Genomic DNA, 26247 nt, shown 5'->3' on the forward strand with positions numbered 1-26247 from the left:
GCAATCAGGCCGCGGCCATACGCTGGAATAGCCCGCCCGGCAGACGCGCGACGCGGTTGTCCAGTTCCAGTTCCAGCAGCTGAACCTGTAGGCTGGCGGTATCCATGCCTGTGCGTGCCACCAATGCGTCCAGGCTGACTGGGTCGTAACCTAGCGCGTTGAGCAGAGGGTCTTCTGCATCATTTTCCTCGTTGACGCAGGTTCCATCTGCGCTGGTAGCTATGGTTTTGGAAGCAATCTGGGGTTGTAGCTCCTCCAGCACGTCTTGAATGTTCTCTACCAGCTTGGCGCCTTGCTTGATCAGCGCGTGGCAGCCGCGGGCCTGTGGCGACTGGATGGAGCCGGGAATCGCAAACACTTCTTTACCTTGTTCGGCCGCCAGCCTGGCGGTGATCAGCGAACCCGACTGCAGCGCGGCCTCGACCACGAGCGTACCTTGCGTCAGCCCGGCGATCAGTCGGTTGCGCTTGGGGAAGTTGGCCGGCAGCGGCGGTGTGCCCAGCAGGTACTCGCTGAGCAATACGCCATGCCGGGCAATGCGGTGCGCCAGTGCCAAGTTGCGTTTGGGATAGACCCGGTCCAGGCCGGTGCCGACTACCGCCACCGTGGCCAGGTGGTCGGCGTGTGCGCCCTCCAGTGCCCCTAGGTGGGCGGCGCTGTCTACACCCAGCGCCAAGCCGGACACGACGGTCCAGCCTGCCTGTGCGCAAGCCTGGCCAAACTGCTGGGCATGCGTTTCGCCCTGGGCTGTGGGGTTGCGGCTGCCGACTATGGCGATGCTGTGCTGGCTGACGGTTTCCCACAGGTCGATGCGGCCCAGGGCAAACAGCAGCAGCGGCGGGTCGGCCATGGCCAGCAGCGATTCCGGGTAGAGGGCGTCCCCCAGGGTGATGACGGCGCGCTGGCCCTGGGCCGGGTCGGCCTGTGCCAGCCAGTTTTCGGTGCTTTCGAGTTGGGCTACGGCATCGGGCGGTGGCAGCTGTAAGGCCTTGGCTTGCGCCGGGGTGACGAATTGTTCCAGCGCGGCGCGGGACTGTGTGAAAACGTCCTGGGGAAGGCCATAGGCAGCCAGCAGGCGGCGTGCGGTTTCGTTGCCTATGCCCGGTGTCAGCACCAGGCGTAGCCATGCCGCCAGTTCTTCCCGCTCCATGCGTGCTGTGCTTAGTGCGGCGTGGTTACGCGATCACCAATCTTGACGCCTGACTTGATTTGCAGGATCAGCCCATAGGACAGCCGCTCGAAGGGGCGGAACACCATCAGCAGGCCGTTGTTCTCGTCGGGCAGCTTGATGTCGGTTTTGCTGGGGTCGGTTTTGTCCTGCATGCGCGGGCCGTCGGACAGCAGGGACAGCACATGGCCGCGCTCTATGCCGTCCTTGGTGCCACGGTTGATAACCACGATCTGGTTCTGCGCCGCATTGGTCACAGCGCTGCCATAGACCGAGACAATCCGGCCGTCCACAACACTGGAGGGCGCCCGCGGCACGAAATTCAGCAGCTCACGTTCGGGTTCGGGCACCAGGCGGTCACCGGTGCTGATCTCTTCCTTGGTCGCCACGATGTCGAGGCTGGCGGGGACGACATCCAGCAGCGGTTTGCCGTCACGGTCCTTGTCCTTGGAGACTTGCGTGCTTTCGCTGGAAAGCAGTGCGGCCTTGCCCACGAACTGGGCTTCGTAACCCAGGATTTCCTGGGTGCCAGGGTCCCGCAGGGGTGTGGCATTGCGGAACACTCGGAAGTTCAGCGGCTTGCCGCGCGCGTCGCTCAGCGGGGCATTGGCCGGGCCGCGTGCATAGGCGCGGTCGCCACGGCTCAGCAGCACACGGTCTTCCTGGGTGGCGACGATGCGGGGGGCTAGCTCCAGCGTGGTGGCGTCAATGATCAGTGGTTCGGCCAGGAAGGGCTCGATCAAATGGGTCTTGAGTGTAGGCAGGGCGTTGTCCGATAGCAGCTCGCTGCGCGTGCGCGGTGACAGGCGCACGGTCTGGGCCACGTCGCCGGTCGGTACCGCGCCGGCTTGCAGCAGGGCGCGGCCATCTTTCTTCACCAGGCGCAGTTCCTGGCCGGGGTAGATGCGGTGCGGGTTGCGGATTTCCTGCTGGTTCATGCCCCACAGTTCGGGCCAGCGCCAGGGGCTGGTCAGGAACAGGCCAGAAATGGCCCACAGCGTGTCACCGGTCTTTACGGTGTAGCGGTCCGGGGCATTGGGGGCCAGAGCGCTGAGCGGCACGCCCGCCTGGGCAACCTCGTTGGCGGTGGCCTGCTGGGTGGGTGAAATGGGGTAGTTCTGTGCCTGTGCCGTGGTGCCCAGCATGCCGGCGCAGAGCGCCATTCCCGTCGATGCCAAGGCCCAACGTGCCCCCACTCCCGCCATCATGTATTTCATATGTTGTTGCACCACAAATGCCCGCCTGATGGGTTGCTGCCCCGGATGGAGCGGCTCCCTTGCATAACGGAAAACTTAGACAAATTACGCGCGATTCTGCGCCCAAGCCCCTGCTTGGGCAACGAATATCCGGCAGGGGCCGCTCCCCATATCCTAAAAGTAGCGAAAATAGCGACACACGACATGCCGAATGCCAGACTGGACAGCCCCGGGCTCTTCAGCCTGGCTTTCAGCATGTCTTCGACATTTTCGGTGAGATTCCATGGCGCTACTTTCAATTCTCCAATATCCAGATCCCAAGCTGCACACCTTAGCACGACCGGTTGCTGCGGTGGATGCGCGCATCCGCTCCCTGATCCAGGACATGCTTGAAACCATGTACGACGCCAACGGCATCGGCCTGGCGGCTACCCAGGTGAATGTGCACGAGCGCCTGGTGGTGATCGACGTATCCGAAGAGCGCAACGAGCCCCTGGTGCTGATCAACCCGGAGATCGTCTGGGCCAGCGAAGAGCGCGTGGTGAACGACGAAGGCTGCCTGTCCGTGCCGGGTATCTACGACGGGGTGGAGCGCTCCACCCAGGTCAAGGTGTCGGCTCTGGACGGCGAGGGCGTGTTGCGCACCATCGAGGCCGAGGGCCTGCTGGCCGTGTGCATCCAGCACGAGATGGACCACCTGAAGGGCAAGGTATTTGTGGAATACCTGTCGCCGCTCAAGCGCAATCGCATCAAGAGCAAGATGCTCAAGACTCGGCGCACGCTGGGCAAGTCGGACGTAGCTTGATGCGCGTCATTTTTGCGGGCACGCCCGAATTCGCCCGGGTGGCCCTGGAGGCTTTGCTGGCGGCGGGCCATGAGATCGTGCTGGCGCTGACCCAGCCGGACCGCCCCGCAGGCCGGGGCATGAAGTTGCAGGCCTCGCCGGTCAAACAGCATGCGCTCGCCCACGGCATCCCTGTGGCCCAGCCGCGCAGCCTGCGGCTGGACGGCAAATGCCCTGAGGACGCGGCCGAGGCGCAGCGCCTGCTGCAGGCTGCGCAGGCCGACGTGATGGTGGTGGTGGCTTACGGGCTGATCCTGCCGCAGTGGGTACTGGATTTGCCACGCACCGGTTGCTTGAACATCCACGCCAGCCTGTTGCCGCGTTGGCGCGGCGCGGCGCCTATCCACCGGGCCATTGAGGCGGGCGATACCGTTACCGGCGTGACCATCATGCAGATGGATGCCGGACTGGATACCGGAGATATGTTGCTGGTCGAGTCCCTGCCCATTCTGGACAGTGATACCACCGGCAGCCTGCACGACAAGCTGGCCGCGCTGGGCGGACGTATGGTGGTGCAGGCGCTGGCGCAGCAGCCTGCCCTGGTTCGTACGGTGCAGCCGGAAGAGGGCGTTTGCTACGCCCACAAGATAGAGAAGCGCGAAGCCGCGATCGACTGGACGCAAAGCGCACAGACCATTGTTCGCCGTATCCGCGCCTTCAACCCCTTCCCCGGCGCGGCGACGCTGCTGGGCGGCGAGAGCCTGAAGGTCTGGTCGGCCTCGGTGTCGGATGCACCTGCGCCCGCGGGTCAGGCTTGTGGGTCAATTTGTGCTCTAGCGCAGGAATACATTGCGGTAGTAGCTATGAATTCTGTAGTAAATATCCATGAACTGCAGCGCCCGGGCGGCAAGCGCCTGCCGGTGGCCGAGTTCCTGCGCGGGGCCGATCTGCAGCTGGGCATGGCGTTTGAGGCGGTGGCCGCCTGATGTTCTTGCAGCGTGCGAACCGTGTCCACGCCGAGTTCAGGGTGGGGGCTGCCGAAATGTGGCCGCAGGCGCCCGGCATGGCGGCCTGGGGCCTGATGACCGGTGTGGCCATGGCCAAGTCCGGCATGGGCATGCTGGAGGCCTTGTTTATGGCCTTGACCGTGTTTGCGGGCAGTTCGCAGCTGGCGGCTACGCCCCTGCTGGTGGCCGGCGCGCCCGCCTGGGTGGTACTGGCCACGGCGTTTTGCGTCAACCTGCGCTTCGTGGTGTTCAGCCTGCACCTGCGGGCCTACCTGGCACATTTGCCCTGGCTGGAGCGCATCAGCCATGGCTACCTGACCACCGACATGACCTACGTGCTGTTCACCCGGCGCTTCCAGCACCCGGCGACGGACGCCGCCGGGCGGCGCGCCCAGGAGGCTTATTTGGCGGGCAGCAATAGCGTTACCTGGGTCAGCTGGATGCTGCCCAGCATCGTCGGCGTGGTGTTGGCCAACTTCATCCCCACCGCCTGGGGGCTGGGTTTTGCCGGGATTTTGTGTTTGCTGGGCATACAGTGCTCGCTGGCAACGACACGCTTGCGTTTGCTGTCGGCGGCGGTGGCGGCGATTGCGGCGGTGATCGCCTATGCTCTGCCGTTCAAGCTGAATATTGTGGTGGCGATTGCGGTGGCGGTATTGATCTGCCTGGGGGCGGAGAAACTGCGCCCAGCACCTGTCGGGACCGCTGCATGAATGCTGATATCGACTTCCATACCCTGGCCATCATCTGCGGCCTGGCCTGCGTGACCGTGTTGACGCGTTGCTTTTTCTTCCTGTCCAGCAAGAGTTGGAGCCTACCAGCCTGGATGCTGCGGGGCTTGCAATATGCGCCGATAGCCGCCCTGTCGGCCGTGGTGCTACCCGAGATCGTGATGGCGCAAGGCCATCTGATCACTACCTGGATGGACGCCCGCGTTTTTGGCGCTGCGGCAGGTGCGCTTATCTATTTTTGGCGGCGCGACGTGTTGCTGACCATCGTGGTTGGCATGGCCGTGTATCTGCCGCTGCATCTGGGCCTGGGCTGGTAAGCACCAGCGGTGCTACATCACCTTCTGAATCAATGACCCTTTGAATAGCACGGGGCCGGTGGGCCCCCCCTGTCCTGGTACACCGCCCTTGGGCTCCAGGCTGATGGCCAGGGTGGGGATTTCCTTTACATCGCCCTCGCCGGCCGTGAGCTGCAGCAGCTTGTCGCGCCCCAGTACGCCCAAGGAGCGCGGGCTGCCCGCCGGTGGCAGAGCCCACAGCTGAAGAGATTTGTCGCCGGCTTCCTGGAAGTTGCCCACGCGTTGCAACACCAGCTTGTGGTTTTTGGGGTCGAAGGTCACCAGCATGGATGCGGCTGCGGCGTTGTCTTGCAGTACCGCCACGTACTCGATTTGCGGTGCGGACTGTATTTGCGTCTGTAGGGATGCGATCTGGTCGGTCAGGTGTTGCTGCTGGTTCAGACCCACCACTACGGCCACCGCCGCTGCAGCAACCCCGGCAAAAGTGGCGCCGCGCCAGAGCAGCAGATTGCGCAGCCAGCCGCCGGGGCCGGTTGGCGTTGTGGCGGGGATGCGAGCGTTCCGCATGGCTTGTTGCTCCTGTTCGGCGCGCAGCAGATTGTCTATGCGCGTCCAGACGGCGGCTGCCGGTGGAGCCTGCTGCTGGAGTTCGGCCACACTGCCCAGGCGGGACTGCCAGATCAGCGCGGCGGCGCGCACGGGTGCCTGCTCGCGCGCCAGGGTTTCAAAGCGGCGGCGCGCGCCTCCGCGCAGGGTGCCCAGGGCGTAGCTGGCCGCCAGGCGGTCCAGAAGTTCGGGGTGTTGGGGAAGATGCATGGTCCAGTTCTCAGGGCAACTCAGGCAAAACGTGCCATGCACACGCGCAGTTGTTCCAATCCGCGGCGTATCCAGCTCTTCACCGAGCCCAGCGGCAGGCGCAACTGCTCCGCCAGTTCGCTGTGGCTGAGGTCGCGCAGATAGGCTAGGCTGACCAGCTCGCGTTGGCGCTTGTCCAGCCGGGTCATGCACTGGTGCAATGCCCAGGCCTGCTGGCTGGCCTGGGCTGTGTCCATGGGGTTGGGGCTGTCGCTGTCCAGCGTGTCGGTTAGGACCTCGTCCAGCTCCTGGGTGATGTTGCTGCGGTCTGCCGTGCGGCGGCGCAAAAAGTCCAGTCCACGGCTGCGCACGATCAGGCCCATCCAGGCCAGCGGTGGGCTCAGCGACGCCCGGTAGCTGCCGGCCGAGCGCCAGATGGTCATATACGCCTCTTGCAGCACGTCCTCGGCCCATTCCCGTTTGCCCACGACCCGCATAGCCAGCCCGTAGAGCTTGGACGAGGTGTGCTCGTACAGCTCCTTGAGCGCGGGCGCATCCTGGGCGGCGATGCGGTCCAGCAAGGCCATCAAAGCATGGTCCGGGTTGGTTGAATGGGACAGGGCAGTGGCGTTCATGGGGCGACAGTGTCAGGCGGAAATGCTGGATGCAGTCTAGCGGTGGATACGCGGCAAATTGCATATTGGATGCAGGCAGGCTTTTAGAATGCGCCACGCGACTTTTTTCACAACCAACCCAGCACTGCCATGAACGTCATCCGTTTCTCCGATCTCTGCGCCCAAGGCAAAGCCTCTGGCCAACGTGTTTTCATCCGTGCCGACCTGAACGTGCCGCAGGACGATAGCGGGGCCATCACCGAAGACACCCGCATCCGTGCTTCCGTGCCCTGCATCCAGATGGCGCTGACTGCCGGTGCTGCGGTGATGGTGACCTCGCATCTGGGACGTCCCACCGAAGGTGCGTTCAAACCCGAGGACTCGCTGGCTCCGGTGGCCAAGCGCCTGGGTGAGCTGCTGGGCCGTGAAGTGCCGCTGCTGGCCAACTGGGTGGACGGTGTCACGGTCGCCCCCGGCCAGGTGGTGCTGCTGGAGAACTGCCGCGTCAACGTCGGCGAAAAGAAGAACAGCCCCGAGTTGGCGAAGAAGATGGCCGCCCTGTGCGACATCTTCGTGAATGACGCCTTCGGCACTGCCCACCGTGCCGAGGGTACGACCTACGGCATCGCCGAATACGCCAAGATCGCCAGCGCCGGCCCGCTGCTGGCTGCGGAAATCGACGCCATCACCAAGGCCCTGGCCCATCCCCAACGTCCGTTGGCGGCCATTGTGGCGGGCTCCAAGGTGTCGACCAAGCTGACCATTCTGAAGAGCCTGTCTGAAAAGGTCGACCAGTTGATCGTGGGCGGCGGTATCGCCAACACCTTCATGCTGGCCGCCGGCCTGAAGATCGGCAAGTCGTTGGCCGAACCCGATCTGGTGGACCAGGCCAAGGCCGTGATCGAGTCCATGAAGGCCCGTGGCGCCGCTGTGCCGATCCCGGTCGATGTAGTGACGGCCAAGGCCTTCTCCGCTGACGCCGTGGCTACGGTGAAAGCCGCGACCGATGTGGCAGATGACGACCTGATCCTGGACATTGGCCCCCAAACCGCAGCCGCCCTGGCGACCCAGCTGAAGGCTGCGGGCACCATCGTCTGGAACGGTCCGGTGGGCGTGTTCGAGTTCGACGCATTTGCCCATGGCACCGAAACCATCGCCCGTGCGATCGCTGAAAGCGCTGCGTTTTCTATAGCAGGCGGTGGAGATACCCTGGCCGCTATCGCCAAATACGGCATTGAAAAGCAGGTGGGTTACATCTCCACCGGCGGCGGCGCTTTCCTGGAGATCCTGGAAGGCAAAACTTTGCCGGCCTTCGAAATCCTGCAAAAACGCGCAGCCTGATCTGCGCATGCGCCAACCGCCTCGGTATTTTTGAATACCGGGGTGGAGTTTCACAATGCGGACACATGGTGGTGTTCTACTCGCTCGCCATACACTGAAACTTGACTTCCCGCGCTGAGGGATTGCTAGACATGTTTGAGCTTTTTCATCTGCAGGCGCGTGGCGGCAATGTGTTCGCGAAAAAACCCAACCGCTGGGACCTGGCGTTGCTGCCACTGGTGCTGGCCATTCTGCTGGCGCTGGCGTTTGGTGCATCGCAGATGGCTCGCCCTTTTGCGATGGGCGAAGCGCTGGAAATCTCGCTGGACCCGGCCTATCTGCCTTATTACCTGCTGCGCACGATCCTGCGCATGTTCATTGCGCTGGGCTTTTCGCTGCTGTTCAGCTTTGTCTTCGCCGCGATAGCCGCCAAGTACCGTACGGCCGAGAAGGCCATGATCCCTATCCTGGACATTCTGCAGTCGGTGCCGATTCTGGGCTTTCAGGCGATTGCGATTGCGCCTTTTATCGCGCTTTTCCCGGGCAGCCTGCTGGGTGTGGAATGTGCGGCGATTTTCGCCATCTTCACCTCGCAGGCCTGGAATATGGCGTTCAGCCTGTACCAGTCGATCCGCACCGTGCCCGAAGAACTCAAGGAGGCGGCGCGGGTATTCCGGCTGTCGGGCTGGCAGCGCTTCTGGCGTCTGGAGTTGCCGTTTGCCATGCCGGGGCTGTTGTGGAACATGATGATGTCCATGTCTGGGGGGTGGTTTTTTCTGGTGGCGGCCGAAGCCATTTCGGTGGCCAACCAGGATATCAAGCTGCCTGGTATAGGCTCTTATATTGCGGTGGCCATCGAGGCAGAAAACGGCTGGGCTATTGCCTGGGCGATTGGGGCGATGCTGGCGGGCATTCTGTTGTACGACCAGCTGTTCTTTCGGCCTTTATTGGCCTGGGCCGACAAGTTCCGTTTTGAAGAATCTCAAGGCGACACCGCGCAGCAATCCTGGCTGCTGGACTGGATGCGCCGCAGCCGCTGGATGAGCGCGCTGAGCGCCGCAGGCTGGAGCTTGCTGCGCCGTGCGCTGGGCTGGTTCAGTGTGCGCCATGATGGCACGGCGGTTGATGCGCGGCCTCGGGTCCAGAACCCGCTGTGGCCGCGTATTTGGGATGGCGTGTTGCTGCTGGTTGCCTTGCTGGCGGTGTACCGTCTGGTGGTGTTTGTGCACAGCGATGTGGGTTGGGGTGAGGCCGGCCATGTGGTGGTCTTGGGCTGCATTACCTTGTTGCGGGTCATGCTGTTGATCGCTTTGGCTTCCGTCGTATGGGTGCCAGTCGCCGTGTGGATCGGTTTGCGGCCCCAGTATTCGCAGCGGGTGCAGGCGGTGGCGCAGTTTTTGGCGGCATTTCCGGTGAACCTGATGTTTCCGCTGGTGGTGTTCGTACTGGTGACGCTGCGCTTGAATCCGAATATCTGGCTCAGCCCCTTGATGGTGTTTGGTACCCAGTGGTACATCTTGTTCAACGTGGTGGCCGGCGCGGCAACCATTCCTAATGAACTGCGGTTGGCGGCAGACAACCTGGGCGTCAAGGGCTGGCTGAAGTGGAAGCGTATCTACCTGCCCGCCGTGTTCCCCAGCTACCTTACGGGTGCCATTACCGCCAGTGGTGGCTCCTGGAATGCCAGCATCGTGGCCGAGTACGTCACCTGGGGCAAGACCACGCTGGTAGCCGATGGCCTGGGCAGTTATATCAAGCAAATGACCGATGCCGGCGATTTCCACCGCATTGCGCTGGGCATTGGCGTGATGTGTATTTTTGTGATGTTTTTAAACCGTTTCTTCTGGCGCAAGCTGTACTTGCTGGCCGAAGACCGCAGCCGCTGAGGAGCCAAGATGGGCAAGAACCTACTCATTGAACTGGGCGGTGTCGCCAAGTCATTCCAGGCTGCTGACGGCACGGCCCGCACGGTACTGGACAGGGTGGATTTCCAGCTGGCCGAGGGCGAAATTGTCGCCTTGCTCGGCAAATCCGGCTCGGGAAAATCGACTCTGCTGCGTATCATGGCCGGCCTGATTCCGGCCGACCACGGCCAGGTCAGCTACCGCCAGAAGCCCATTTATGGCCCGGTGGCGGGCATCGCCATGGTTTTCCAGTCGTTTGCGCTGTTTCCCTGGCTGACGGTGCAGCAGAACGTGGAGCTGGGTCTGGAGGCCCAGGGCGTGGCGCCCGACGAACGTGCAAAGCGTGCCGATGCGGTGCTGGAAATGATCGGCTTGGCCGGTTTTGGTGGTGCCTTGCCGCGCGAGCTGTCTGGCGGCATGAAGCAGCGCGTGGGGATTGCGCGCGCGCTGGTGACCAACCCCGACATACTGTTGATGGACGAAGCCTTTTCTGCCCTGGATGTATTGACCGGCGAGACCCTGCGCAACGACATGCTGGAGTTGTGGGACGGCGACAAGATCCCGACCAAGGGCATTTTGATTGTTTCGCACAATATCGAAGAGGCTGTGATGATGGCCGACCGCGTCATCATCCTGTCCAGCGACCCGGGCCGTATCCGTGTCGAGGTGAAGATTGATTTGCCGCGCCCGCGCGATGTGGACGGGGTCGAAGTCCGAGCCTTGATCGACGAGGTTTATGGCCTGATGACCATGCGTCCGGCACAAGAAGTGGCGCCTGGCATGCCGACCACCTTGCACCTGGGCTATCGCTTGCCGGAAACCGACATTACCCGCATCGAAGGGGTGCTGGACTTGCTGGCCGATACACCGTTTGACGGCCATGCCGACTTGCCGCAATTGGCCGAGGAATCCGAGCTGGCCGACGAAGAGCTGTTCCCCACCTACGAGGCCTTGGGCATGCTGGGTTTGGCCCATGTGGACAAGGGCGACATCATGCTGACCGCGCTGGGGCGCAACTATGTGGAGGCAGACCAAGCCCAAAAGCAGGAAATTTTCGGCCAGCAGTTGCTGACCCACGTGCCTTTGGCGGCGCATATCCGGCGCAGCCTGGAAGACGAGCCCTCTGGAAGCTTGACCGAAAAGCGCTTCCTGGATCTGCTGGAGGAGTTCATGGAGGCCGACAAGGCCAAGCGCGTGCTGGAGGTAGCCATCGAATGGGGACGTTATGGCGAGGTCTACAGCTATGACTACCACACGGGTCGATTGACCTTGCCAGAGCAGTCCGAGGATTGAGCTGCGGCGCGGCAGGCTTTTCTGTCAAGAAAAAAGCGCCTGATAGGCGCTTTTTCATGGGGGCTTAGAAGCGCCAGCCCAGACCGACGCCGTACAGAACCGGATCAATTTTGAAGGTGCCTAGCTTGGCGCCGCCGGCACTCACATCGGTGCGGATGTAGACCTTTTTCACGTCAAAGTTCAAATACAGATTTTTGGCCAGCGGGATGTCCACACCCGCTTGCAGGGCGGGGCCAAAGCTGTTGCGATCCACATCGACGCCGGCTGGAAGATTGACTGCGCTGATGCGGGTGTAGTTGAGGCCCGCACCCACATAAGGTTTGAAGCCTGCGGTGTTGAAGTGGTACTGCAGCGTCAGTGTGGGCGGCAGGTGTTTGAAGCTGCCAATCTCGGTGTTGCCGGCACTCAGGGTTTGCTTTTGTGGAACAGTCAGCACCAGCTCGGCGGCTATCTGGGGTGTGAAGAAGTAGCTGATGTCTACTTCGGGCAGCCATTTGTCATTGATGCTCAGCGAGAGCGGTGTGCTGTCGCCGTTGCTGCTTTGAAGGTACACGGCACGTGCACGTACCAGCCAAGGTCCCTCGGTTGCGGATTGGGCAAAAGCCGAGGCCGAAACCATGGCACACAGGGCGGCAGCAAGCAGGGTTTTTTTCATGATTTTCTTTCGATCACGGTAGCGGGGATATTCCCAGCCCTGATTACAAAAGAGGTTATCGCTGGCCACTTTGCGCCCGGTCAAAATGGCTGCGAGCCCTGCTTGCGCTATATCAAATGTGGGCCCATTCAGGTCGGGGCGTGGCGTGGCGTGGGGTGCTGGTGGAGTTACCGGCAAAATCGGTCCAGCAATTGCGCGTCAGGTCATATAGCTTGCAGCTGCGGGCGGTTTGAAAGTACCAGCGCCAGGAGAACGCCTGGATGATGATGCGTCCCGGCAGCAGCTCTTCCAGCGTTCTCTGGGCTTCTTTCAAGCGGTACAGCGGAATGCTCATGTCCACGTGGTGGGCCGTGTGCTCCATGATGTGGTGCATCAGTGCGCCAATTTGGAACGAGAAGGTGAGGTGCACTGTGGTCGATACGAAAGGCTGTGCCTTGGCCCAGGTGGCGCGGTCGCCATGCCAAGACACCTTGGTGTGGGTGTGGTGCACATAGACCACAAAGCCGATCATGGAGAACCAGAACAGCAGTGGTACGACAAAGCCGGTAGCAATGAGCAGGGCCAGTGATTGCTGCGTCACCAGTGCGGCCGTGGCAATGGCTGCCAGCCACAGCAGTCCAAAGCTGGAAATCAGCACGCAATCCCAGGTGAAGATGGTGCGCTGCGTGCCCATGCTGGACTTGCTAGGAAAGAACATGCGGCGCCACCATATCTCCACGATGTAGTAGAGGCCCGGTGCCCAGCCGCTGCGGTAGATGCGCTGCATGAAGCGCTGCCGGGGCGACAAGGCCTGGTATTCCTCGGGTGTCAGCGGTGCCCAGACGAAGTCCACGCCCTTGAGGTTGGTGAAGCCGTGGTGCACCACGTTGTGGCCTACATCCCACAAGCTATAGGCCGTCAGCGACGGCAGGAAGGCAATGCGCCCCAGCCATTTGTTCAGGCGGCGGTGGGGCGTCAGGCTTTGATGGCAGCCATCGTGGCCGATGATGAACAGACGCCCAATCACGAAACCTGCTGCCAGACCGCACAGCAGCTTCAGCCAGGGCGATGCCAGCAGCACGGTGGCACTGAGTGCCACCGCGAGCAAGGCGTAGTCCAGCGCGAGCAGGAACAAGGCCCTCAGGGTTGTACGCTGGGAGAGTGGAATCAGCCAGGAGCGTATGACTTTGCGGTGCGGCAGTGGCTCGCCCGGAGGGAGCGGACTCGGAAGGAGGGGCGTACTGTGGATGGAAGAGGTCATAGGGAAAACACGGGTCAGGAATCTACACGCGGCACGTAGTGGCGGCGGCACACGCAAAAGTTGCGTGCCATGATGCTAACCGCGCGGGATGAAATGCCTCTGACCAGGATCAATACTGTGTGCAATAGAGTTGATGCGCCCAATTTGAGCGAGCCGAATGGCAATAGCTGAGTGCCCGCTGACGGGGGCTCAGGCTGTAACCTTTTGGTAACTTGTTTCATGTAAAAATCGAAACTAAATTACATATCCGGAGACTTATCCCATGCCCCGCCTTGCTACCAAAATCGTTGCCACCTTGGGCCCAGCCTCGAACAGCCCGGAAATCCTGGAGCAACTGATCCGTGCAGGCGTGAACGTTGTGCGGCTGAATTTCAGCCATGGCAAGGCACAAGACCATATCGATCGCGCCATGATGGTGCGTGAGGCCGCCAAGCGCGCGGGCGTCGAAGTGGCCATCATGGCCGACCTGCAAGGTCCAAAGATCCGCGTTGCCAAGTTCGCCGAAGGCAAGGTGATGCTGGAGCCCGGTCAGAAATTCGTGCTGGACGCTGCGCGCGCCGAGCCCGGTGACATCAATGGCGTAGGCCTGGATTACAAAGAGTTGCCACGCGAGGTGAAGTCTGGCGACGTACTGCTGCTGAACGACGGTCTGATCGTCATGACCGTGGAGTTTGTGCGCGGTGAAGCCGTGCACACGGTGGTGAACCTCGGCGGTGAGCTGTCCAACAACAAGGGCATCAACAAAAAAGGCGGCGGACTGACCGCGCCGGCGCTGACTTCCAAGGACATGGAAGACATCAAGACCGCGATGTCTTTCCAGGCCGATTACGTGGCCGTCAGCTTCCCCAAGAACGCGACCGACATGGAAATGGCGCGCCAGTTGTGCAATGTGGCTGCTGCCGAATACCGCCACAAACCCGGCATGATCGCCAAGATCGAGCGTGCCGAAGCTATTCCGCTGCTGCAATCAATTCTGGATGCCAGCGACGGCATCATGGTGGCGCGCGGCGACTTGGCTGTGGAAGTGGGCAATGCCGCCGTGCCAGCGCTGCAAAAACGCATGATCCGTATGGCACGTGCCAGCGACAAGGTGGTGATTACCGCCACCCAGATGATGGAAAGCATGATCACCAACCCCGTGCCCACCCGTGCCGAGGTCAGCGATGTGGCCAATGCGGTGCTGGACGGCACCGATGCGGTGATGCTCAGCGCGGAAACCGCGGCCGGCAAATTCCCGCTGGAAACCGTGCTGGAAATGGCCAATATCTGCCACGAAGCCGAAAAGGCCGAATATGGCGAGCTGGAAGCCGACTTCAAGGGCAAGATTTTTGAACGCATCGACCAGTCCATCGCCATGGGCGCATTGTTCACCGCGCAGCATCTGGGTGCAAAGGCGATTGTTGCCATGACCGATAGCGGCTCTACCGCCTTGTGGATGAGCCGCCACAGTATCCACGTGCCTATCTATGCCCTGACGCCGCGCTTGGCCACCCAGCGCAAGATGTGCCTGTACCGCAATGTGGTGCCTTTGCTGATGGACGCCAGTAGCGACCGTGACACGGCGTTGGGCCAGGCGGAACGCCATTTGACGCAGCGCGGCATCGTACAGCGCGGCGACATTTACGCCATTACTTGCGGCGAACCCATGGGTGCTCCTGGCGGCACCAATATGCTGAAGATCTGCCAGGTCGGCTAAACCTCTCCCGCCCTGCCGCCGGGTTTTAACCCGGTCCAACGCCCGCTTCATGCGGGCGTTTGTGTTTCCAGGCACCAGCAGGTTTAGTTCGGCTGTAAAACTGTTGTTTCAAAATGAAAAAATCGGGTGTTTGCCAGGGTTGGCCCGTGTTTTGCGAATCCTTTGGCGCAGGGGCAAGGCTAAAATTAACAGAGTTACCAAGCGGTTACGGAGAAATTGGTATCCGTACCAGCCTCGATTGGCCGCCTTGTCCTGATTCTTAACTCTCTGGAAGCACCCTATGGCACTCGTCTCTATGCGTGAATTGTTGGACCATGCCGCCGAAAACGGCTATGGCATTCCGGCTTTCAATGTCAACAATCTGGAGCAAGTCCAGGCCGTGATGTCGGCTGCGGACGAAGTGGGTGCTCCCGTCATTCTGCAAGCCAGCGCGGGTGCGCGTAAATATGCGGGTGAGCCCTTCATCAAGCATCTGATTCAGGCGGCGCTGGAAACCTGGCCGCACATTCCTCTGGTCATGCACCAGGACCACGGCCAAAGCCCTGACGTGTGCCAGGGCGCGATCAACCTGGGTTTCAGCTCGGTGATGATGGATGGCTCTTTGCATGCCGACGGTAAAACCATCGCCAGCTACGACTACAACGTGGAAGTTACCGCCAAGGTGGCCGCCATGGCCCACAAGGTGGGCGTGACCGTGGAAGGCGAGCTCGGCTGCCTGGGCTCGCTGGAAACCATGAAGGGCGACAAGGAAGACGGCCACGGCACCGATGCCACCATGACCATGGACCAGCTGCTGACCGACCCTGAGCAGGCCGCAGACTTCGTCAAGCGCACCCAGATCGATGCCCTGGCGATCGCCATCGGTACCAGCCATGGCGCCTACAAGTTCACCCGTAAGCCTACGGGCGACATTCTGGCGATCTCGCGCATCAAGGAAATCCACCGCCGTATTCCCAACACCCACCTAGTGATGCACGGCAGCTCCAGCGTGCCGCAGGAGTTCCTGGCCATCATCCGCGAACACGGCGGCGACATGAAGGAAACCTATGGCGTACCGGTGGAGGAGATCCAGGAAGCCATCAAGTACGGCGTACGCAAGATCAATATTGACACCGATGTGCGCCTGGCCATGACGGCGGCCATCCGCAAGTACTTCACACAAAACCCCGACAAGTTCGATCCGCGCGACTACCTTAAACCCGCACGCGAAGCCGCCAAGCAGCTGTGCAAGCAGCGTTACCTGGAGTTCGGCTGCGAAGGTCAAGCCGCCAGCATCAAGGGCGACAATTTGGTGGTGGTGGCCAGCCACTACGCCGAGGGACGCCTGGCCCAAGTGGTGCACTGAAGCACCCTGTAGCCCGGGGACGCAGAAGGCTGTATCGCCGACAATCTGCCTGCGACCGCTGCGGTTGCAGGCAGACTCAACTCCTTCGAAGGAAACACCATGGGCTTACTTGACTCGGTTCTCGGCGCGGTTTTGAACAACGGCCAACAGCAACAACAGCCCCAGGGCGGCGGGCTGGGCGGCATCATTGGCATGCTGGCCAGCAACCCGCAACTGATCCAGGCGGTGACCGGCATGCTGGGCAATAACAGCCAGCTCGGTGGCTTGGGTGGCCTGGTGGAGAAATTCCAACAAGCCGGCTTGGGCGATGTTGTGGGTTCGTGGATCGGAACCGGGCAGAACCAGCCCATTTCGGCCGATCAACTCTCCAGCGTGCTGGGCTCGGATGCGCTGTCTGGTCTGGCGGCCAAGTTGGGTGTGGATCCATCCGAGGCAGCCGGCCAGCTGGCCCAGGTGTTGCCAGGTCTGGTAGACCACCTCACCCCCTCCGGCCAAGCTCCGCAAGAAGGGCTGGGCGACAGCGGTGACCTGATGGGCGCGTTGAGCGGAATGCTACAAAAACTATAACTGCTCGCGCAGGTATTACCTGCGCTGGCGGTCTTTTTTGTATATAAACCTGCAGGCTGCTACGGCGGCTTATACGGCTTGCGCTGCGAAGCTGGTTACCACCTGTGCTACGGCTGCAGTGAGCTTTTTGGCGTAGGGTACGTGCAGGAACTCATTCGGGCCGTGGGCATTGCTTTTTGGGCCCAGCACGCCGCAAACCATCATCTGGGCTGTCGGAAAGCCTTGCGACAGCATATTCATCAACGGTATCGTGCCGCCCTGCCCTATGTAGCCGCAGGGCGCGCCAAATTGGGCTTGCGAGGCTGCATGTAGCGCCTGTTCGAACCAGGGTGCGGTGCTGGGCGCGTTCCAGCCGGTAGCGGCGCCTTCGGGGTGGAAGGTAACACGTGCCTGGTAAGGCGCGTTGTCTTCCAGAAGGGTTTTCAGTTCTTGTACGGCTTGCGGCGCATCGACCAGCGGAGGTAGACGCAGCGACAGTTTGAAGGCGGTGTAGGGGCGCAGCACATTGCCGGCGTTCTTCAGTTCTGGCAGACCTTCGGCGCCGGTCACGCTCAGGGTCGGTGCCCAGGTACGGTTCAGCAGGGCCTGCATCGGGTCGGTGGTGGTGGGCAGGGCGAAGGTCGTGGCGCCACCGCAGTCGTAATGCGCCCAGGGGAAGCGCTTGTAGATTTCATCGCCCAGGATCGCGGCGGTGGCCTGGGCCTGGGCTAGCCGGTCGGCAGGCACTTCGCAGTGGAAGCTGGCGGGCAGCAGGCGGCCGGTGGCGCTGTCTTCCAGCCGGTCCAGCACCTGGCGCATGATGCGAAAGCTGGACGGCACCAGACCGCTGGCATCGCCGGAGTGGATGCCTTCGGTCAGCACCTCCACCTTCAGCACGCCGCTGGCCATGCCGCGCAGGCTGCTGGTCAGCCATAGCTGGTCGTAGTTGCCGGCGCCCGAGTCCAGGCAGATTACCAGGGCCACGTCGCCCAGGCGGTTGTTGTCGGGCGCACGCAGCGCATCCACATAGGGCAGCAGGTCGTAGGAGCCGCTTTCTTCGCAGGTCTCGATCAAGCCCACGATGCGTGGGTGCGGCAGCTTCTGTTCTTTCAGCGCTTGCACGGCAGCAATGCTGGCGTAGATGGCGTAGCCATCGTCGGCACCGCCCCGGCCGTACAGTTTGCCGTCTTCGTATTTGGGCGTCCACGGCCCCAGGTCGTTGCGCCATCCGCTGAATTCGGGCTGTTTGTCCAGGTGGCCATACATCAACACAGTTTGTTGTGTTGCAGTCTGGCTGGCGGCCACTTCGAAGAACAGCACCGGTGTGCGACCTTCCATGCGGATGATTTCCAGCTTCAGGCCTTCTACCTTCTGTGCTTCGACCCAGCTGGCGGCATTGCGCAGCACGGTTTCCAGGTGGCCGTGGGCCGCCCAATCGGCATCGAAAGCCGGTGACTTTGCCGGAATCGCAATGTAGTCACTTAGTTGCGGCACGATGGCTTCGTCCCAGCGCTGGCTCACCTGGGCCAGGGCCTGTGCCGGATTGAGGGTAGAAGGAGCGACGCGGGCATTCATGGCAGTTCCTGCAGGCAGCAAAAGCCTTATTGCACCACAATGCCAGCGCCAGCACAGCCGTGGCACTTGTTGCCCGGTTGGGTGCTTACGCGGTCACGAATGCAGCGACCTCAGCCAGCACCGCCGGGTCTTGCAGAATGCGCCGGTGGCCCAAGCCCTGGGTGGCTACCAAGCGGGCATTCTGGATCGCCTGGCTATAGGCCAGGCCGTCGGCAAAGCGGTTGACCCGGTCGCCGCGGTCGTGCACCACCAGGGTCTGGGCGCGGATGCGTGGACCCACCGCGGCCGGTTCCAGCTGGGTCAGCACAATGCCTTCACGGGCTTCCAGGCGTTGCTCCAGTCTGGCGCGCACGGTTTCCCGCAGACCAAAGACCCGGGCGAACTGGTGGGTGTATTGGCGCGGCGAAGCCGGTGGCGCCAGCAGCACCAGCTTGGCCGCCGGCAGGCCGCGCGCCAGCGCAAAGGCTGCGGCATTGGCGCCCAGCGAGTGCGCAACTACTGCCTGCAATAGCTGTCCGTCTTGTTGCAGGCGGGCGCTGACATATTCCATGGCCCGGGTGAACTGCGGCAGATTGCTGGTCTGGCCGGCGCTGCGGCCGTGGGCCGGCATCTCTACCAGCACCGGGCGCAGGCCTTGCTCCGCCAGTACCTGGGCCAACGGCAGCATCTGGGCCGCATGGCCACCCCAGCCGTGCAGCAGCAACACGCAGGACGCGTCGGCGGCTGCTGGCAGGCTGTAGACCGTCAGGCTGGCCTGCTCAAAGGCCCAATGTTCGGTCTGCCAGCCTGGGCCCCAGGCGTGCTTGCGGCCCAGCCATTTGAGCGGCAGTGGCGTGCCGAACAAGCGGTAGGCCGAGTGCAACGCGAGCGACGGCGAAACCTGCTGCATGGCGCGCAAACCCCAGCGCAGCCAACGGGTCATGGCATGGGTGTCGTAATAGCTCAAAGCGGCTGGCAACGTGGCATCGGTCATGGTGAGCTCCTTGGTGAAATAAATAGCACAGTTGTGCGAAATTTGAATAAAAAAACAGGCACACACGCAGGGTTCAGGTTTGGTAGCTGGCAATCAGCCGGGTCCAGCTGGTCTGGGTGCGCTCGGTGGCGCGCGGGTCGCGCAGGAAGCGGGCATCGTGCAGCAGGCCTATGACCAGGCTGTACAGCTCGCCCACCAACTGGTCCGCATCGGTGTCGGCCCGTAACTGCCCTAGCGTGATGGCTTGCTGCACCGTGCGGCACAGTGCTGCGCGCCAGATGCTGATGGCCTGCACCAGATGGTCGCGCAGCTCGCCTTCCCGGTCGTGCAGCTCGAAGGCGCCAGCGGTAAAGATGCAGCCACTGCGCACCTCCACCTGGCAGACCCGCAGGCTCCAGCGCCGCATGATTTCGTGCAGCCGGGGCAAGCCCTGGGGTTGTTGCATGGCGGGCGTAAACACGTCGGCCACAAAGCGGTGGCCGTATTCGTCGACGACAGCTTTTTGCAATGCCTCGCGCGAACCTATGCGCGAGAACACTCCGCTTTTGGACAGGCCGATGCGGTCAGCCACGGCCTGCAGGCTGATTGCTTCCAGGCCCTGGGCGGCCGCCAGTTCCATAGCGGCGCTGACGATGGTGGCGCGGGTGAGCTCGCTCTTCTGGGTTTTTGCATCCATTCCAAAATATTAGCACGACTGTGCGAAATTTGGGGCGATGCAGCATTAGGTATTTGCCCGCACGGGTTTGTACCGGTACTGCTTCTGCCCGTCGTACCTATAGTGACGTAGCACACAACTGACATGTTAGTGCGCAAGCAGATCCCGTTTTACATTCGCCGCCCTTCGCTCCATGCTTAAAAACCTGTCGCCCCTGCTGTCTGCCGACCTGCTGCACATCCTGGCCTCCATGGGCCATGGTGATGAGATCGTGTTGGCTGACGCCAATTTTCCAGCGGCGACCAACGCCAAGCGTCTGGTGCGCCTGCCCGGTGTGGAGGCGACCCGGGTGTTGGATGCCGTTTTGTCGGTGCTACCTTTGGACAGCTTTGAGCCCCACGCGGCCTTCACCATGCAAGTGGTGGGCGACGCCAGCGCCGTGCCGCCCGCAGTGCAAGATTTCGCCCAAACCCTGCAGCGCCACGGCGAGCAGCCACCCGCTTCGTTGGAGCGCTATGCGTTCTATGCCCGCGCAGCCCAGGCCTTCGCGGTCGTTGCCACCGGTGAAACCCGGTTGTACGGCAACATCCTGCTCAAAAAAGGCGTGGTGGCTTCGTGATGGCAACCGTCAGCTTAGAACCCACCAGCCAGCGTGCGCGGGCTTACCAGGGCTTTACCCAGCAAATCCTCAGCGGCAGCATCCGGCCCGGGCAATTCATTTCCCAGCGGGCCTTGATGACCCTGCTGGACATGCCGCTGGGCGCGGTGCGCGAGATGATCCCCCGCCTGGAGGCCGGCGGCCTGGTCAAAACCGTGCCCCAGCGCGGCCTGCAGATCGCCCATGTGGACTTGAAGCTGGTGCGCAATGCCTTCCAGGTGCGCAGCCTGATCGAGCGTGAGGCGGTGCGGCATTTCACCACCAGCGTCAGTGCGGCCGAGCTGGAGGCCATTACTGCCAGCCACCAGGACATCCTGCAACGCGCCAGTGCCGACCAACCTGATGCCACGTTGCTGGACGACGCCCAGGCGGTGGACTGGGGCCTGCACGACCGCATGGTGGACGCGCTCGGCAACGAAATCATCTCCGAGATCTACCGCGTGAACAGCCTGCGTGTGCGGCTGATCAAGCTGGAGCAAAGCGTGATTACCCCGGCCCGCCTGATCCCCGCCATGCAGGAGCACCTGCGCTTTATCGCCGCCCTGCAGCAGCGTGACGCTGCCGCAGCCGAACAACTGCTGGAGGCGCATCTGGACAGCGCGCGCCACCGCGTGCTGACGGTGGACCTTCCCGTCCTTTAGTCCCGCAATGTCTTTCCCCGCAACTTACCTAGGAGCACTTTTTTGACACACGCTATTAAGGGCCTGTGGCCCGCCTTGTTGATGCCTTTTGATGCCAGCGGCCAGGTCGATCTGCCGCATACCCTGGCGCATATCCAACGCATGTTGGCCGCAGGTTGTGATGGTGTGACCTTGTTTGGTACCACCGGCGAAGGCCTGTCGTTCAGCCTGGCCGAGCGCAAGAGCTTGCTGGAGGCGGTGCTGGCCAGCGGTGTGCGTCCTGACCAGATCGTCGTCACCATCTCGGCCTGCGCACTGGCCGAGGCGATTGAACTGGGCCGCCATGCGATCGCGCTGGGTTGTACACGCCAGTTGCTGATGCCGCCTTTCTTCTTCAACCACCCGCGCGAGGCGGGCGTGGTGTCCGCCGTCAGCCAGGTGATCCGTGGCATAGGCTCGGACGATTTGCGCGTGCTGCTGTACCACTTCCCCTCGCTGAGCAATGTGACCTTCACATACGCGGTTGTGGCCGAGCTGATGCGCTTGCATCCAAAGCAGGTGGTCGGCTTCAAGGACAGCGCGGGGGACTTGGCGCATTCGCTGGACATCATCAAGGCCTTTCCCAAGCTGGCGATTCTGGTGGGCTCGGAAGCGCATATCGCCACCGCCATGCGCGCCGGTAGCCCGGGCTCGATCAATGGCCTGTCGAACCTGGCACCGCATTTGATCAGCCGCGTCATGCGTAACCCTGAGACCGTGTCCGCAGCCGATGAGGCGCTGATCGTGGACCTGCTGAAGCTGCTGAGCCTGATGCCCAACATGCCCTTCGTCAGCGCCTACAAAACCGCCCTGGCCGAGCAGACCGGTGACGACACCTGGCTGAATGTGCGCGCACCGTTGACGCCGCTGGATAACACCGAGGCGCAGGCAGTGCGCGCCGCGTATCGTGCGCTAGGCCAGGACGCCGCATCCCTGTAGATAAAAACTAGGAGACAAACACATGACACGTTCCATCCCACGCCGTACCGTTTTGCAGGCTGCAGCTGGTGCTACCGCGCTGGCGGGTTTGCCAACTGCACATGCCCAGGGCGCTTTCGACTGGAAGCGCTACAGCGGCCAGAGCATCGAGGTGCATTTGATCAAAAGCCCGCGTGGTGAGCTGCTGCAGAAGTACCAGAAGGAGTTCGAAGACCTGACCGGCATCAAGGTCGGTGCCGAGCAGGTGCCCGAGCAGCAGTCGCGCCAGAAGACGGTGATCGAGTTCAACTCCGGCAAGACCAGTTTCGACGTGGTGCACCTCAGCTACCACGTGCAGAAGCGCCAGTTCGCCAAGGGCAAGTGGATGGAGGATTTGCGCGGCTTGTTTACCAGCGCGGCCGCACCCGATTTCGATCTGAAGGACTACTCCGCCGGCGGCATGTTCTACGCCACCCAGAGCGACGGCCGCATCGACAGCCTGCCGTTCAACCTCGACCCCTGGGTGCTGTACTGGAACAAGGAACTCTTCGCCGCCAAGGGCGTGGCCTACCCCACCAGCTATGCCGACATCGTGAACGCGGCGAAGAAGCTGCACGACCCAGCCAATGGCGTGGTGGGCTTCGTCGGCCGCGGTTTGAAGAACGCCAACGTGCCTTTGTGGACCGGCTTTTTCCTGGGCTTTGGCGGCCAGTTTTTTGATGCCTCTGGCAAGCTGCTGACTGACTCGCCGGAGGCCCTGGCCTCGGCAAATATGTACCGCGACCTGCTGAAGAACACCGGCCCGGCCGGTGTGGCCGGCTACAACTGGAACGAGGCGCAAAGCCTGTTCCTGCAGGGCAAGGCCGCCATGTGGATCGATGGCTCCGGCTTCGCGCCGCCGCTGGAAGACGCGGCCAAGTCCAAGGTGGTGGGCAAGGTGGGCTACGGCATCTTGCCGCCCGGCCCCAAGCTGCAGGTGTCGCCCACATTTGGTGACGGCATTGGCGTGTCGGCCTATTCCAGCAAAAAGGGCCCGGCCTGGTACTACATCCAATGGGCCACCGGCAAGGCGATGCAGGCCCGCATGCTGGCAACCGCATCAGGCGCGCCGGTGCGCTTGTCGGCATACTCGAATGCCGAGGCGATTGCCAACCTCAAGGTACCGCCAGAGTGGCTGTCTGCAGTGGCGGGTTCGCTGAAGATTGCCCGCCCCGGCCTGCCCATCATCGAGCCGGTAAACGAGTTCCGCGATGTGTTCGGCATTGCGCTGAGCAACATGCTCAGCGGCGGCGATGTGGCGGCCGAACTGAAGAAGGCCACGGCTGACTTCGCCCCGGTGGCGGCCAAAGCCGACGCCTGATCCGACAGCCCGCGCTCCGGCGCGGCTCGTTTTCACCTGTCCCTTATGTGCGCTCTTTACGGCGCACGTGGAGTCTGTTGGCATGCGCAAGCTTTCGCCTTTTTTATGGTTCATCCTGCCCGCCGTGGTGGTCATCACGGCGGTGATCGTCTTCCCCTGGATGTTCACGCTGTGGATGAGTCTTTTCGACTGGAAGATCGGCTCCAAAGCCACTTTTGCCGGCCTGGGCAATTACGCTGAGCTGATAGGCAATACGCGCTTTCTGGAGTCGGTTGCCCACACGCTGATCTTCACCGCGCTGGCCGTGGCCGCACCGCTGGTGCTGGGCACCGCCGCCGCGTTGGTGTTCAACCAGAAGTTCGCCTGGCGCGGCTTTTGGCGCGGTGCTTTTGTGCTGCCCATGATGGCTACGCCGGTGGCGATTGCGCTGGTGTGGGTGATGATGTTCCACCCGCAGCAGGGCGTGCTGAACTACCTGCTGTCCCTGGTCGGCATAGGCCCCAGTGAATGGGTGTACTCGCCCAAGCTGGCGATTCTGTGCCTGGTGATGGTGGATGTGTGGCAGTGGACACCGCTGGTGATGCTGATCGTGCTCGGCGGCCTGGCCTCCTTGCCCACCGACCCGTTCGAAGCCGCCTACATGGAGGGCGCTAGCCGCTGGCAGACCTTCCGTTACGTCACCTTTCCGCTGCTGCTGCCCTTCATTCTTGTGGCTGCCGTTGTGCGGCTGATCGATGCTTTGAAGACCTTCGACACCATTTACGTGATCACCCAGGGTGGGCCGGGTACATCGACCGAGACCATCAATATCTACCTGTACCTGCAGGCGTTTTCGTTCTACCAAGTGGGCAAATCGTCGGCCGTGGTGGTGGTGTTTTTTGTCTTGGTGGTGGCTTTGTCCATGCTTCTTTTCTGGCTGCGCGAGCGCTCAAAATATTATGAATAACACCCGTGACCGCCTACGCGACAAGCTGCTGCTGGGTTTGTGCGTGTTCCTGCTGGTGTCTCCCGCCATCAGCTTCTTTGTGTGGATGCTGTCGCTGGCATTCAAGAACGAGGTGGACAACCTGGCCTACCCGCCGGTGTTCATCCCCAGCCCGCCCACGCTGGCGAACTTCGTCAAGGTGTTCGACAGCGGCCCGTTCTTCCAGTACCTGCTGAACAGCATCATGGTGTCGGGTACGGCGACCATCGTGGCCTTGCTGATCGGTGTGCCTGCCGGCTACGGCGTGGCCCGAATGAAGGCGCGTAAGCTGCTGATGGTTATCCTGATCGCCCGCATGACGCCGGCCATCAGCTTCTTGATCCCGCTGTTCACGCTGTTCCAGGCGCTGGGGCTGACCGGGACCTTGGCGCCGGTCATCATCACCCACCTGGTGATCACCGTGCCCATCATGGTCTACATCGTGTCGGGGTATTTCGAGACCTTGCCCATCGAGCTGGAAGAGGCGGCGGTGGTCGATGGCTGCTCACCCTGGCAGCGCTTTCGCCATATCGCCCTGCCGCTGGCCCGGCCTGGCATTACGGTGGCGGGCATTCTGGCCTTCATCTTTTCGTGGAACAACTTCATCTTCGGCGCCGTGCTGGCCGGGCGTGAGACGCGCACCCTGCCGGTCGCCATCTACAACGTGCTGACCTTCGAGCAGATTGCCTGGGGGCCGCTGGCTGCGGCGGCCTTGCTGGTCACCTTGCCGGTCCTGATCCTCACCTTGCTGATCCAGAAAGAAATCGTTGGCGGCCTCACTGCGGGTGGCGTCAAAGGTGGTTAATCCCTTTTTCCGAGCATAAAAATCCATGGCATCCGTAACCCTCTCCGGCATTGAGAAATCCTTTGCCAACGTGCCCGTCATCAAGGGCGTGGACATCTCCATTGGCGACGGTGAATTCGCCGTTTTCGTCGGCCCCAGCGGCTGCGGCAAATCCACCCTGCTGCGCATGCTGGCTGGGCTGGACGCGCCCAGCGCAGGCCAGATCCGCATTGGCGACAAGGTGGTCAACGATCTGCCGCCCAAGGAGCGCGGCATCTCCATGGTGTTCCAGACCTATGCGCTGTACCCGCACATGACGGTCGAGGCGAATATGGGCTTCGGCCTGATGATTGCCGGCACCCCCCAGGGCACCATTGCCAGCAAGGTCGCGGGCGCCGCCAAGATGCTGGGCCTGGACAAGATGCTGGACCGCCTGCCGCGCCAGCTCTCCGGCGGCCAGCGCCAGCGCGTGGCCATGGGCCGGGCCATGGTGCGCGACCCGCAGGTCTTTCTGTTCGACGAGCCGCTGAGCAACCTGGACGCCAAGCTGCGCGTGCAGATGCGCACCGAAATCCGCGCCCTGCACCAGCGGCTGAAGACCACGTCCATCTACGTCACCCACGACCAGATCGAAGCCATGACCATGGCCGACCGCATCATCGTGCTGCGCGACGGCAAGGTGGAGCAGATCGGCACCCCGGCCGAGCTGTACGACCGGCCGTGCAATAGCTTCGTTGCCACCTTCATCGGTTCGCCTGCTATGAATGTAGTAGCTGCTAGCGCAGGCAATACCTGCGCCAGAGCCGATTTTGGTGGTCAAGTCCTATTGGAAGACAGGTTTGCCAACCTGGGCCAGCGCCGCGTGCTGCTGGGCCTGCGGCCCGAGCATCTGCAGGTGCGCCCGGCAGGCGAGCCTCATGGCATTCCTTGTGAGGTGAAGGTGGTCGAGTTCAGCGGTGCCGACACCTTGCTGACCTGCGAAGCCCAGGGCCAGCCCATCCAGGCCCTGGTGCATGACCGCTTGCTGGTGAAGTCTGGCGACAACATCACGCTGGCGATTCCGGCTGAGCGGGTCCATGTGTTTGACGAGGCCACGCAGCAGCGCTTGTAG

26 protein-coding genes are annotated in these 26247 nt (G+C 62.2%); 17 read left to right on the forward strand and 9 right to left on the reverse strand.

Going from position 1 to position 26247, the window contains the following annotated elements; all coding sequences use genetic code 11:
- Positions 1-4 precede the first annotated feature (4 nt).
- Positions 5-1150: a DNA-processing protein DprA gene (gene dprA, locus AC07O2_RS10165; RefSeq protein WP_495075612.1), complete on the reverse strand. Its 1146-nt coding sequence runs from the start codon at positions 1148-1150 to the stop codon at positions 5-7.
- 11 nt (positions 1151-1161) lie between these two features.
- Complete coding sequence (locus AC07O2_RS10170; protein ID WP_495075826.1) at positions 1162-2376, reverse strand: LysM peptidoglycan-binding domain-containing protein; 1215 nt, start codon at positions 2374-2376, stop codon at positions 1162-1164.
- 271 nt (positions 2377-2647) lie between these two features.
- Between AC07O2_RS10170 and def the strand changes: the two genes are divergently transcribed.
- The 4 genes from def to AC07O2_RS10190 are packed head-to-tail and all read left to right on the forward strand — an operon-like array spanning position 2648 to position 5203.
- Positions 2648-3169, forward strand: coding sequence for a peptide deformylase (def, locus tag AC07O2_RS10175; RefSeq protein WP_495075613.1), 522 nt, complete (start codon positions 2648-2650; stop codon positions 3167-3169).
- Positions 3169-4134 (forward strand): methionyl-tRNA formyltransferase, encoded by a 966-nt coding sequence (gene fmt / locus AC07O2_RS10180; protein ID WP_495075614.1) that lies wholly within the window; start codon positions 3169-3171, stop codon positions 4132-4134. Before def ends, fmt begins: the two co-directional genes overlap by 1 nt.
- On the forward strand, positions 4134-4868 hold the full coding sequence (locus tag AC07O2_RS10185; RefSeq protein ID WP_495075615.1) for an AzlC family ABC transporter permease: 735 nt from the start codon (positions 4134-4136) through the stop codon (positions 4866-4868). The genes fmt and AC07O2_RS10185 overlap by 1 nt, the downstream gene beginning before the upstream one ends.
- Positions 4865-5203, forward strand: a complete 339-nt coding sequence (locus AC07O2_RS10190) for an AzlD domain-containing protein (protein ID WP_495075616.1) — start codon at positions 4865-4867, stop codon at positions 5201-5203. The genes AC07O2_RS10185 and AC07O2_RS10190 overlap by 4 nt, the downstream gene beginning before the upstream one ends.
- 12 nt (positions 5204-5215) lie before the next feature.
- On the opposite strand, the gene AC07O2_RS10195 is transcribed toward AC07O2_RS10190, so the two are convergent.
- Together AC07O2_RS10195 and AC07O2_RS10200 are read right to left on the reverse strand one after the other, a co-directional pair.
- Positions 5216-5998 carry an anti-sigma factor gene (locus AC07O2_RS10195; protein ID WP_495075617.1) on the reverse strand — a complete coding sequence of 261 codons (783 nt, stop codon included), beginning with the start codon at positions 5996-5998 and terminating at the stop codon, positions 5216-5218.
- A gap of 20 nt (positions 5999-6018) precedes the next feature.
- Entirely contained in the window at positions 6019-6612 is a 594-nt protein-coding gene (locus AC07O2_RS10200; RefSeq protein ID WP_495075618.1) for an RNA polymerase sigma factor, read from the reverse strand.
- A gap of 129 nt (positions 6613-6741) precedes the next feature.
- Here AC07O2_RS10200 and AC07O2_RS10205 point away from each other — a divergent pair, with 129 nt between their 5' ends.
- From AC07O2_RS10205 to AC07O2_RS10215, 3 genes are all read left to right on the forward strand, one after another.
- Positions 6742-7932, forward strand: a complete 1191-nt coding sequence (locus tag AC07O2_RS10205; RefSeq protein ID WP_495075619.1) for a phosphoglycerate kinase — start codon at positions 6742-6744, stop codon at positions 7930-7932.
- A 131-nt stretch (positions 7933-8063) separates the two neighbouring features.
- Positions 8064-9797 carry an ABC transporter permease gene (locus tag AC07O2_RS10210; RefSeq protein WP_495075620.1) on the forward strand — a complete coding sequence of 578 codons (1734 nt, stop codon included), beginning with the start codon at positions 8064-8066 and terminating at the stop codon, positions 9795-9797.
- Between the two features lie 9 nt (positions 9798-9806).
- Entirely contained in the window at positions 9807-11108 is a 1302-nt protein-coding gene (locus AC07O2_RS10215) for an ABC transporter ATP-binding protein (RefSeq protein ID WP_495075621.1), read from the forward strand.
- A 64-nt stretch (positions 11109-11172) separates the two neighbouring features.
- Here the strand turns inward: AC07O2_RS10215 and AC07O2_RS10220 are convergent, their stop codons facing one another.
- Positions 11173-11763 (reverse strand): OmpW/AlkL family protein, encoded by a 591-nt coding sequence (locus AC07O2_RS10220; RefSeq protein ID WP_495075622.1) that lies wholly within the window; start codon positions 11761-11763, stop codon positions 11173-11175.
- Between the two features lie 112 nt (positions 11764-11875).
- Positions 11876-13003 (reverse strand): fatty acid desaturase, encoded by a 1128-nt coding sequence (locus tag AC07O2_RS10225; protein WP_495075623.1) that lies wholly within the window; start codon positions 13001-13003, stop codon positions 11876-11878.
- Between the two features lie 262 nt (positions 13004-13265).
- On the opposite strand from AC07O2_RS10225, the gene pyk reads away from it, so the two are divergent.
- The 3 genes from pyk to AC07O2_RS10240 all read left to right on the forward strand — a co-directional run bounded on the left by pyk (position 13266) and on the right by AC07O2_RS10240 (position 16611).
- Entirely contained in the window at positions 13266-14699 is a 1434-nt protein-coding gene (pyk, locus tag AC07O2_RS10230) for a pyruvate kinase (protein ID WP_495075624.1), read from the forward strand.
- A gap of 280 nt (positions 14700-14979) precedes the next feature.
- Positions 14980-16044, forward strand: a complete 1065-nt coding sequence (gene fba, locus AC07O2_RS10235; RefSeq protein ID WP_495075625.1) for a class II fructose-bisphosphate aldolase — start codon at positions 14980-14982, stop codon at positions 16042-16044.
- Between the two features lie 45 nt (positions 16045-16089).
- Positions 16090-16611, forward strand: a complete 522-nt coding sequence (locus AC07O2_RS10240) for a YidB family protein (RefSeq protein ID WP_495075827.1) — start codon at positions 16090-16092, stop codon at positions 16609-16611.
- 69 nt (positions 16612-16680) lie between these two features.
- Here the strand turns inward: AC07O2_RS10240 and AC07O2_RS10245 are convergent, their stop codons facing one another.
- From AC07O2_RS10245 to AC07O2_RS10255, 3 genes are all read right to left on the reverse strand, one after another.
- The gene (locus tag AC07O2_RS10245; protein WP_495075626.1) at positions 16681-18165 is read right to left on the reverse strand and encodes a M20 family metallopeptidase; all 1485 of its coding nucleotides are present in this window, start codon (positions 18163-18165) and stop codon (positions 16681-16683) included.
- An 85-nt stretch (positions 18166-18250) separates the two neighbouring features.
- Positions 18251-19138: an alpha/beta hydrolase gene (locus AC07O2_RS10250; protein ID WP_495075627.1), complete on the reverse strand. Its 888-nt coding sequence runs from the start codon at positions 19136-19138 to the stop codon at positions 18251-18253.
- A 73-nt stretch (positions 19139-19211) separates the two neighbouring features.
- Positions 19212-19814, reverse strand: coding sequence for a TetR/AcrR family transcriptional regulator (locus tag AC07O2_RS10255; RefSeq protein WP_495075628.1), 603 nt, complete (start codon positions 19812-19814; stop codon positions 19212-19214).
- Between the two features lie 172 nt (positions 19815-19986).
- On the opposite strand from AC07O2_RS10255, the gene AC07O2_RS10260 reads away from it, so the two are divergent.
- From AC07O2_RS10260 to AC07O2_RS10290, 7 genes are all read left to right on the forward strand, one after another.
- On the forward strand, positions 19987-20412 hold the full coding sequence (locus tag AC07O2_RS10260; protein ID WP_495075629.1) for an RbsD/FucU family protein: 426 nt from the start codon (positions 19987-19989) through the stop codon (positions 20410-20412).
- Complete coding sequence (locus tag AC07O2_RS10265; RefSeq protein WP_495075630.1) at positions 20412-21092, forward strand: GntR family transcriptional regulator; 681 nt, start codon at positions 20412-20414, stop codon at positions 21090-21092. Before AC07O2_RS10260 ends, AC07O2_RS10265 begins: the two co-directional genes overlap by 1 nt.
- 42 nt (positions 21093-21134) lie before the next feature.
- Positions 21135-22049, forward strand: coding sequence for a dihydrodipicolinate synthase family protein (locus tag AC07O2_RS10270; RefSeq protein ID WP_495075631.1), 915 nt, complete (start codon positions 21135-21137; stop codon positions 22047-22049).
- A 22-nt stretch (positions 22050-22071) separates the two neighbouring features.
- A complete protein-coding gene (locus tag AC07O2_RS10275) occupies positions 22072-23388 on the forward strand; it encodes an extracellular solute-binding protein (RefSeq protein WP_495075632.1) in 1317 nt (438 codons plus the stop codon).
- Between the two features lie 82 nt (positions 23389-23470).
- On the forward strand, positions 23471-24334 hold the full coding sequence (locus tag AC07O2_RS10280) for a carbohydrate ABC transporter permease (protein WP_495075633.1): 864 nt from the start codon (positions 23471-23473) through the stop codon (positions 24332-24334).
- Positions 24327-25157, forward strand: a complete 831-nt coding sequence (locus AC07O2_RS10285; RefSeq protein ID WP_495075634.1) for a carbohydrate ABC transporter permease — start codon at positions 24327-24329, stop codon at positions 25155-25157. Before AC07O2_RS10280 ends, AC07O2_RS10285 begins: the two co-directional genes overlap by 8 nt.
- Before the next feature lie 25 nt (positions 25158-25182).
- Positions 25183-26247: an ABC transporter ATP-binding protein gene (locus AC07O2_RS10290; protein ID WP_495075635.1), complete on the forward strand. Its 1065-nt coding sequence runs from the start codon at positions 25183-25185 to the stop codon at positions 26245-26247.

This window comes from Rhodoferax sp. GW821-FHT10B06, assembly GCF_059415605.1.

Excerpts from the sequence above, each read along its gene's own strand:
- dprA (WP_495075612.1), bottom strand. The coding sequence starts at position 1,150 with ATGGAGCGGGAAGAACTGGCGGCATGGCTACGCCTGGTGCTGACACCG.
- AC07O2_RS10170 (WP_495075826.1), bottom strand. The coding sequence starts at position 2,376 with ATGATGGCGGGAGTGGGGGCACGTTGGGCCTTGGCATCGACGGGAATG.
- def (WP_495075613.1), top strand. The coding sequence starts at position 2,648 with ATGGCGCTACTTTCAATTCTCCAATATCCAGATCCCAAGCTGCACACC.
- fmt (WP_495075614.1), top strand. The coding sequence starts at position 3,169 with ATGCGCGTCATTTTTGCGGGCACGCCCGAATTCGCCCGGGTGGCCCTG.
- AC07O2_RS10185 (WP_495075615.1), top strand. The coding sequence starts at position 4,134 with ATGTTCTTGCAGCGTGCGAACCGTGTCCACGCCGAGTTCAGGGTGGGG.
- AC07O2_RS10190 (WP_495075616.1), top strand. The coding sequence starts at position 4,865 with ATGAATGCTGATATCGACTTCCATACCCTGGCCATCATCTGCGGCCTG.
- AC07O2_RS10195 (WP_495075617.1), bottom strand. The coding sequence starts at position 5,998 with ATGCATCTTCCCCAACACCCCGAACTTCTGGACCGCCTGGCGGCCAGC.
- AC07O2_RS10200 (WP_495075618.1), bottom strand. The coding sequence starts at position 6,612 with ATGAACGCCACTGCCCTGTCCCATTCAACCAACCCGGACCATGCTTTG.
- AC07O2_RS10205 (WP_495075619.1), top strand. The coding sequence starts at position 6,742 with ATGAACGTCATCCGTTTCTCCGATCTCTGCGCCCAAGGCAAAGCCTCT.
- AC07O2_RS10210 (WP_495075620.1), top strand. The coding sequence starts at position 8,064 with ATGTTTGAGCTTTTTCATCTGCAGGCGCGTGGCGGCAATGTGTTCGCG.
- AC07O2_RS10215 (WP_495075621.1), top strand. The coding sequence starts at position 9,807 with ATGGGCAAGAACCTACTCATTGAACTGGGCGGTGTCGCCAAGTCATTC.
- AC07O2_RS10220 (WP_495075622.1), bottom strand. The coding sequence starts at position 11,763 with ATGAAAAAAACCCTGCTTGCTGCCGCCCTGTGTGCCATGGTTTCGGCC.
- AC07O2_RS10225 (WP_495075623.1), bottom strand. The coding sequence starts at position 13,003 with ATGACCTCTTCCATCCACAGTACGCCCCTCCTTCCGAGTCCGCTCCCT.
- pyk (WP_495075624.1), top strand. The coding sequence starts at position 13,266 with ATGCCCCGCCTTGCTACCAAAATCGTTGCCACCTTGGGCCCAGCCTCG.
- fba (WP_495075625.1), top strand. The coding sequence starts at position 14,980 with ATGGCACTCGTCTCTATGCGTGAATTGTTGGACCATGCCGCCGAAAAC.
- AC07O2_RS10245 (WP_495075626.1), bottom strand. The coding sequence starts at position 18,165 with ATGAATGCCCGCGTCGCTCCTTCTACCCTCAATCCGGCACAGGCCCTG.
- AC07O2_RS10250 (WP_495075627.1), bottom strand. The coding sequence starts at position 19,138 with ATGACCGATGCCACGTTGCCAGCCGCTTTGAGCTATTACGACACCCAT.
- AC07O2_RS10255 (WP_495075628.1), bottom strand. The coding sequence starts at position 19,814 with ATGGATGCAAAAACCCAGAAGAGCGAGCTCACCCGCGCCACCATCGTC.
- AC07O2_RS10260 (WP_495075629.1), top strand. The coding sequence starts at position 19,987 with ATGCTTAAAAACCTGTCGCCCCTGCTGTCTGCCGACCTGCTGCACATC.
- AC07O2_RS10265 (WP_495075630.1), top strand. The coding sequence starts at position 20,412 with ATGGCAACCGTCAGCTTAGAACCCACCAGCCAGCGTGCGCGGGCTTAC.
- AC07O2_RS10275 (WP_495075632.1), top strand. The coding sequence starts at position 22,072 with ATGACACGTTCCATCCCACGCCGTACCGTTTTGCAGGCTGCAGCTGGT.
- AC07O2_RS10280 (WP_495075633.1), top strand. The coding sequence starts at position 23,471 with ATGCGCAAGCTTTCGCCTTTTTTATGGTTCATCCTGCCCGCCGTGGTG.
- AC07O2_RS10285 (WP_495075634.1), top strand. The coding sequence starts at position 24,327 with ATGAATAACACCCGTGACCGCCTACGCGACAAGCTGCTGCTGGGTTTG.
- AC07O2_RS10290 (WP_495075635.1), top strand. The coding sequence starts at position 25,183 with ATGGCATCCGTAACCCTCTCCGGCATTGAGAAATCCTTTGCCAACGTG.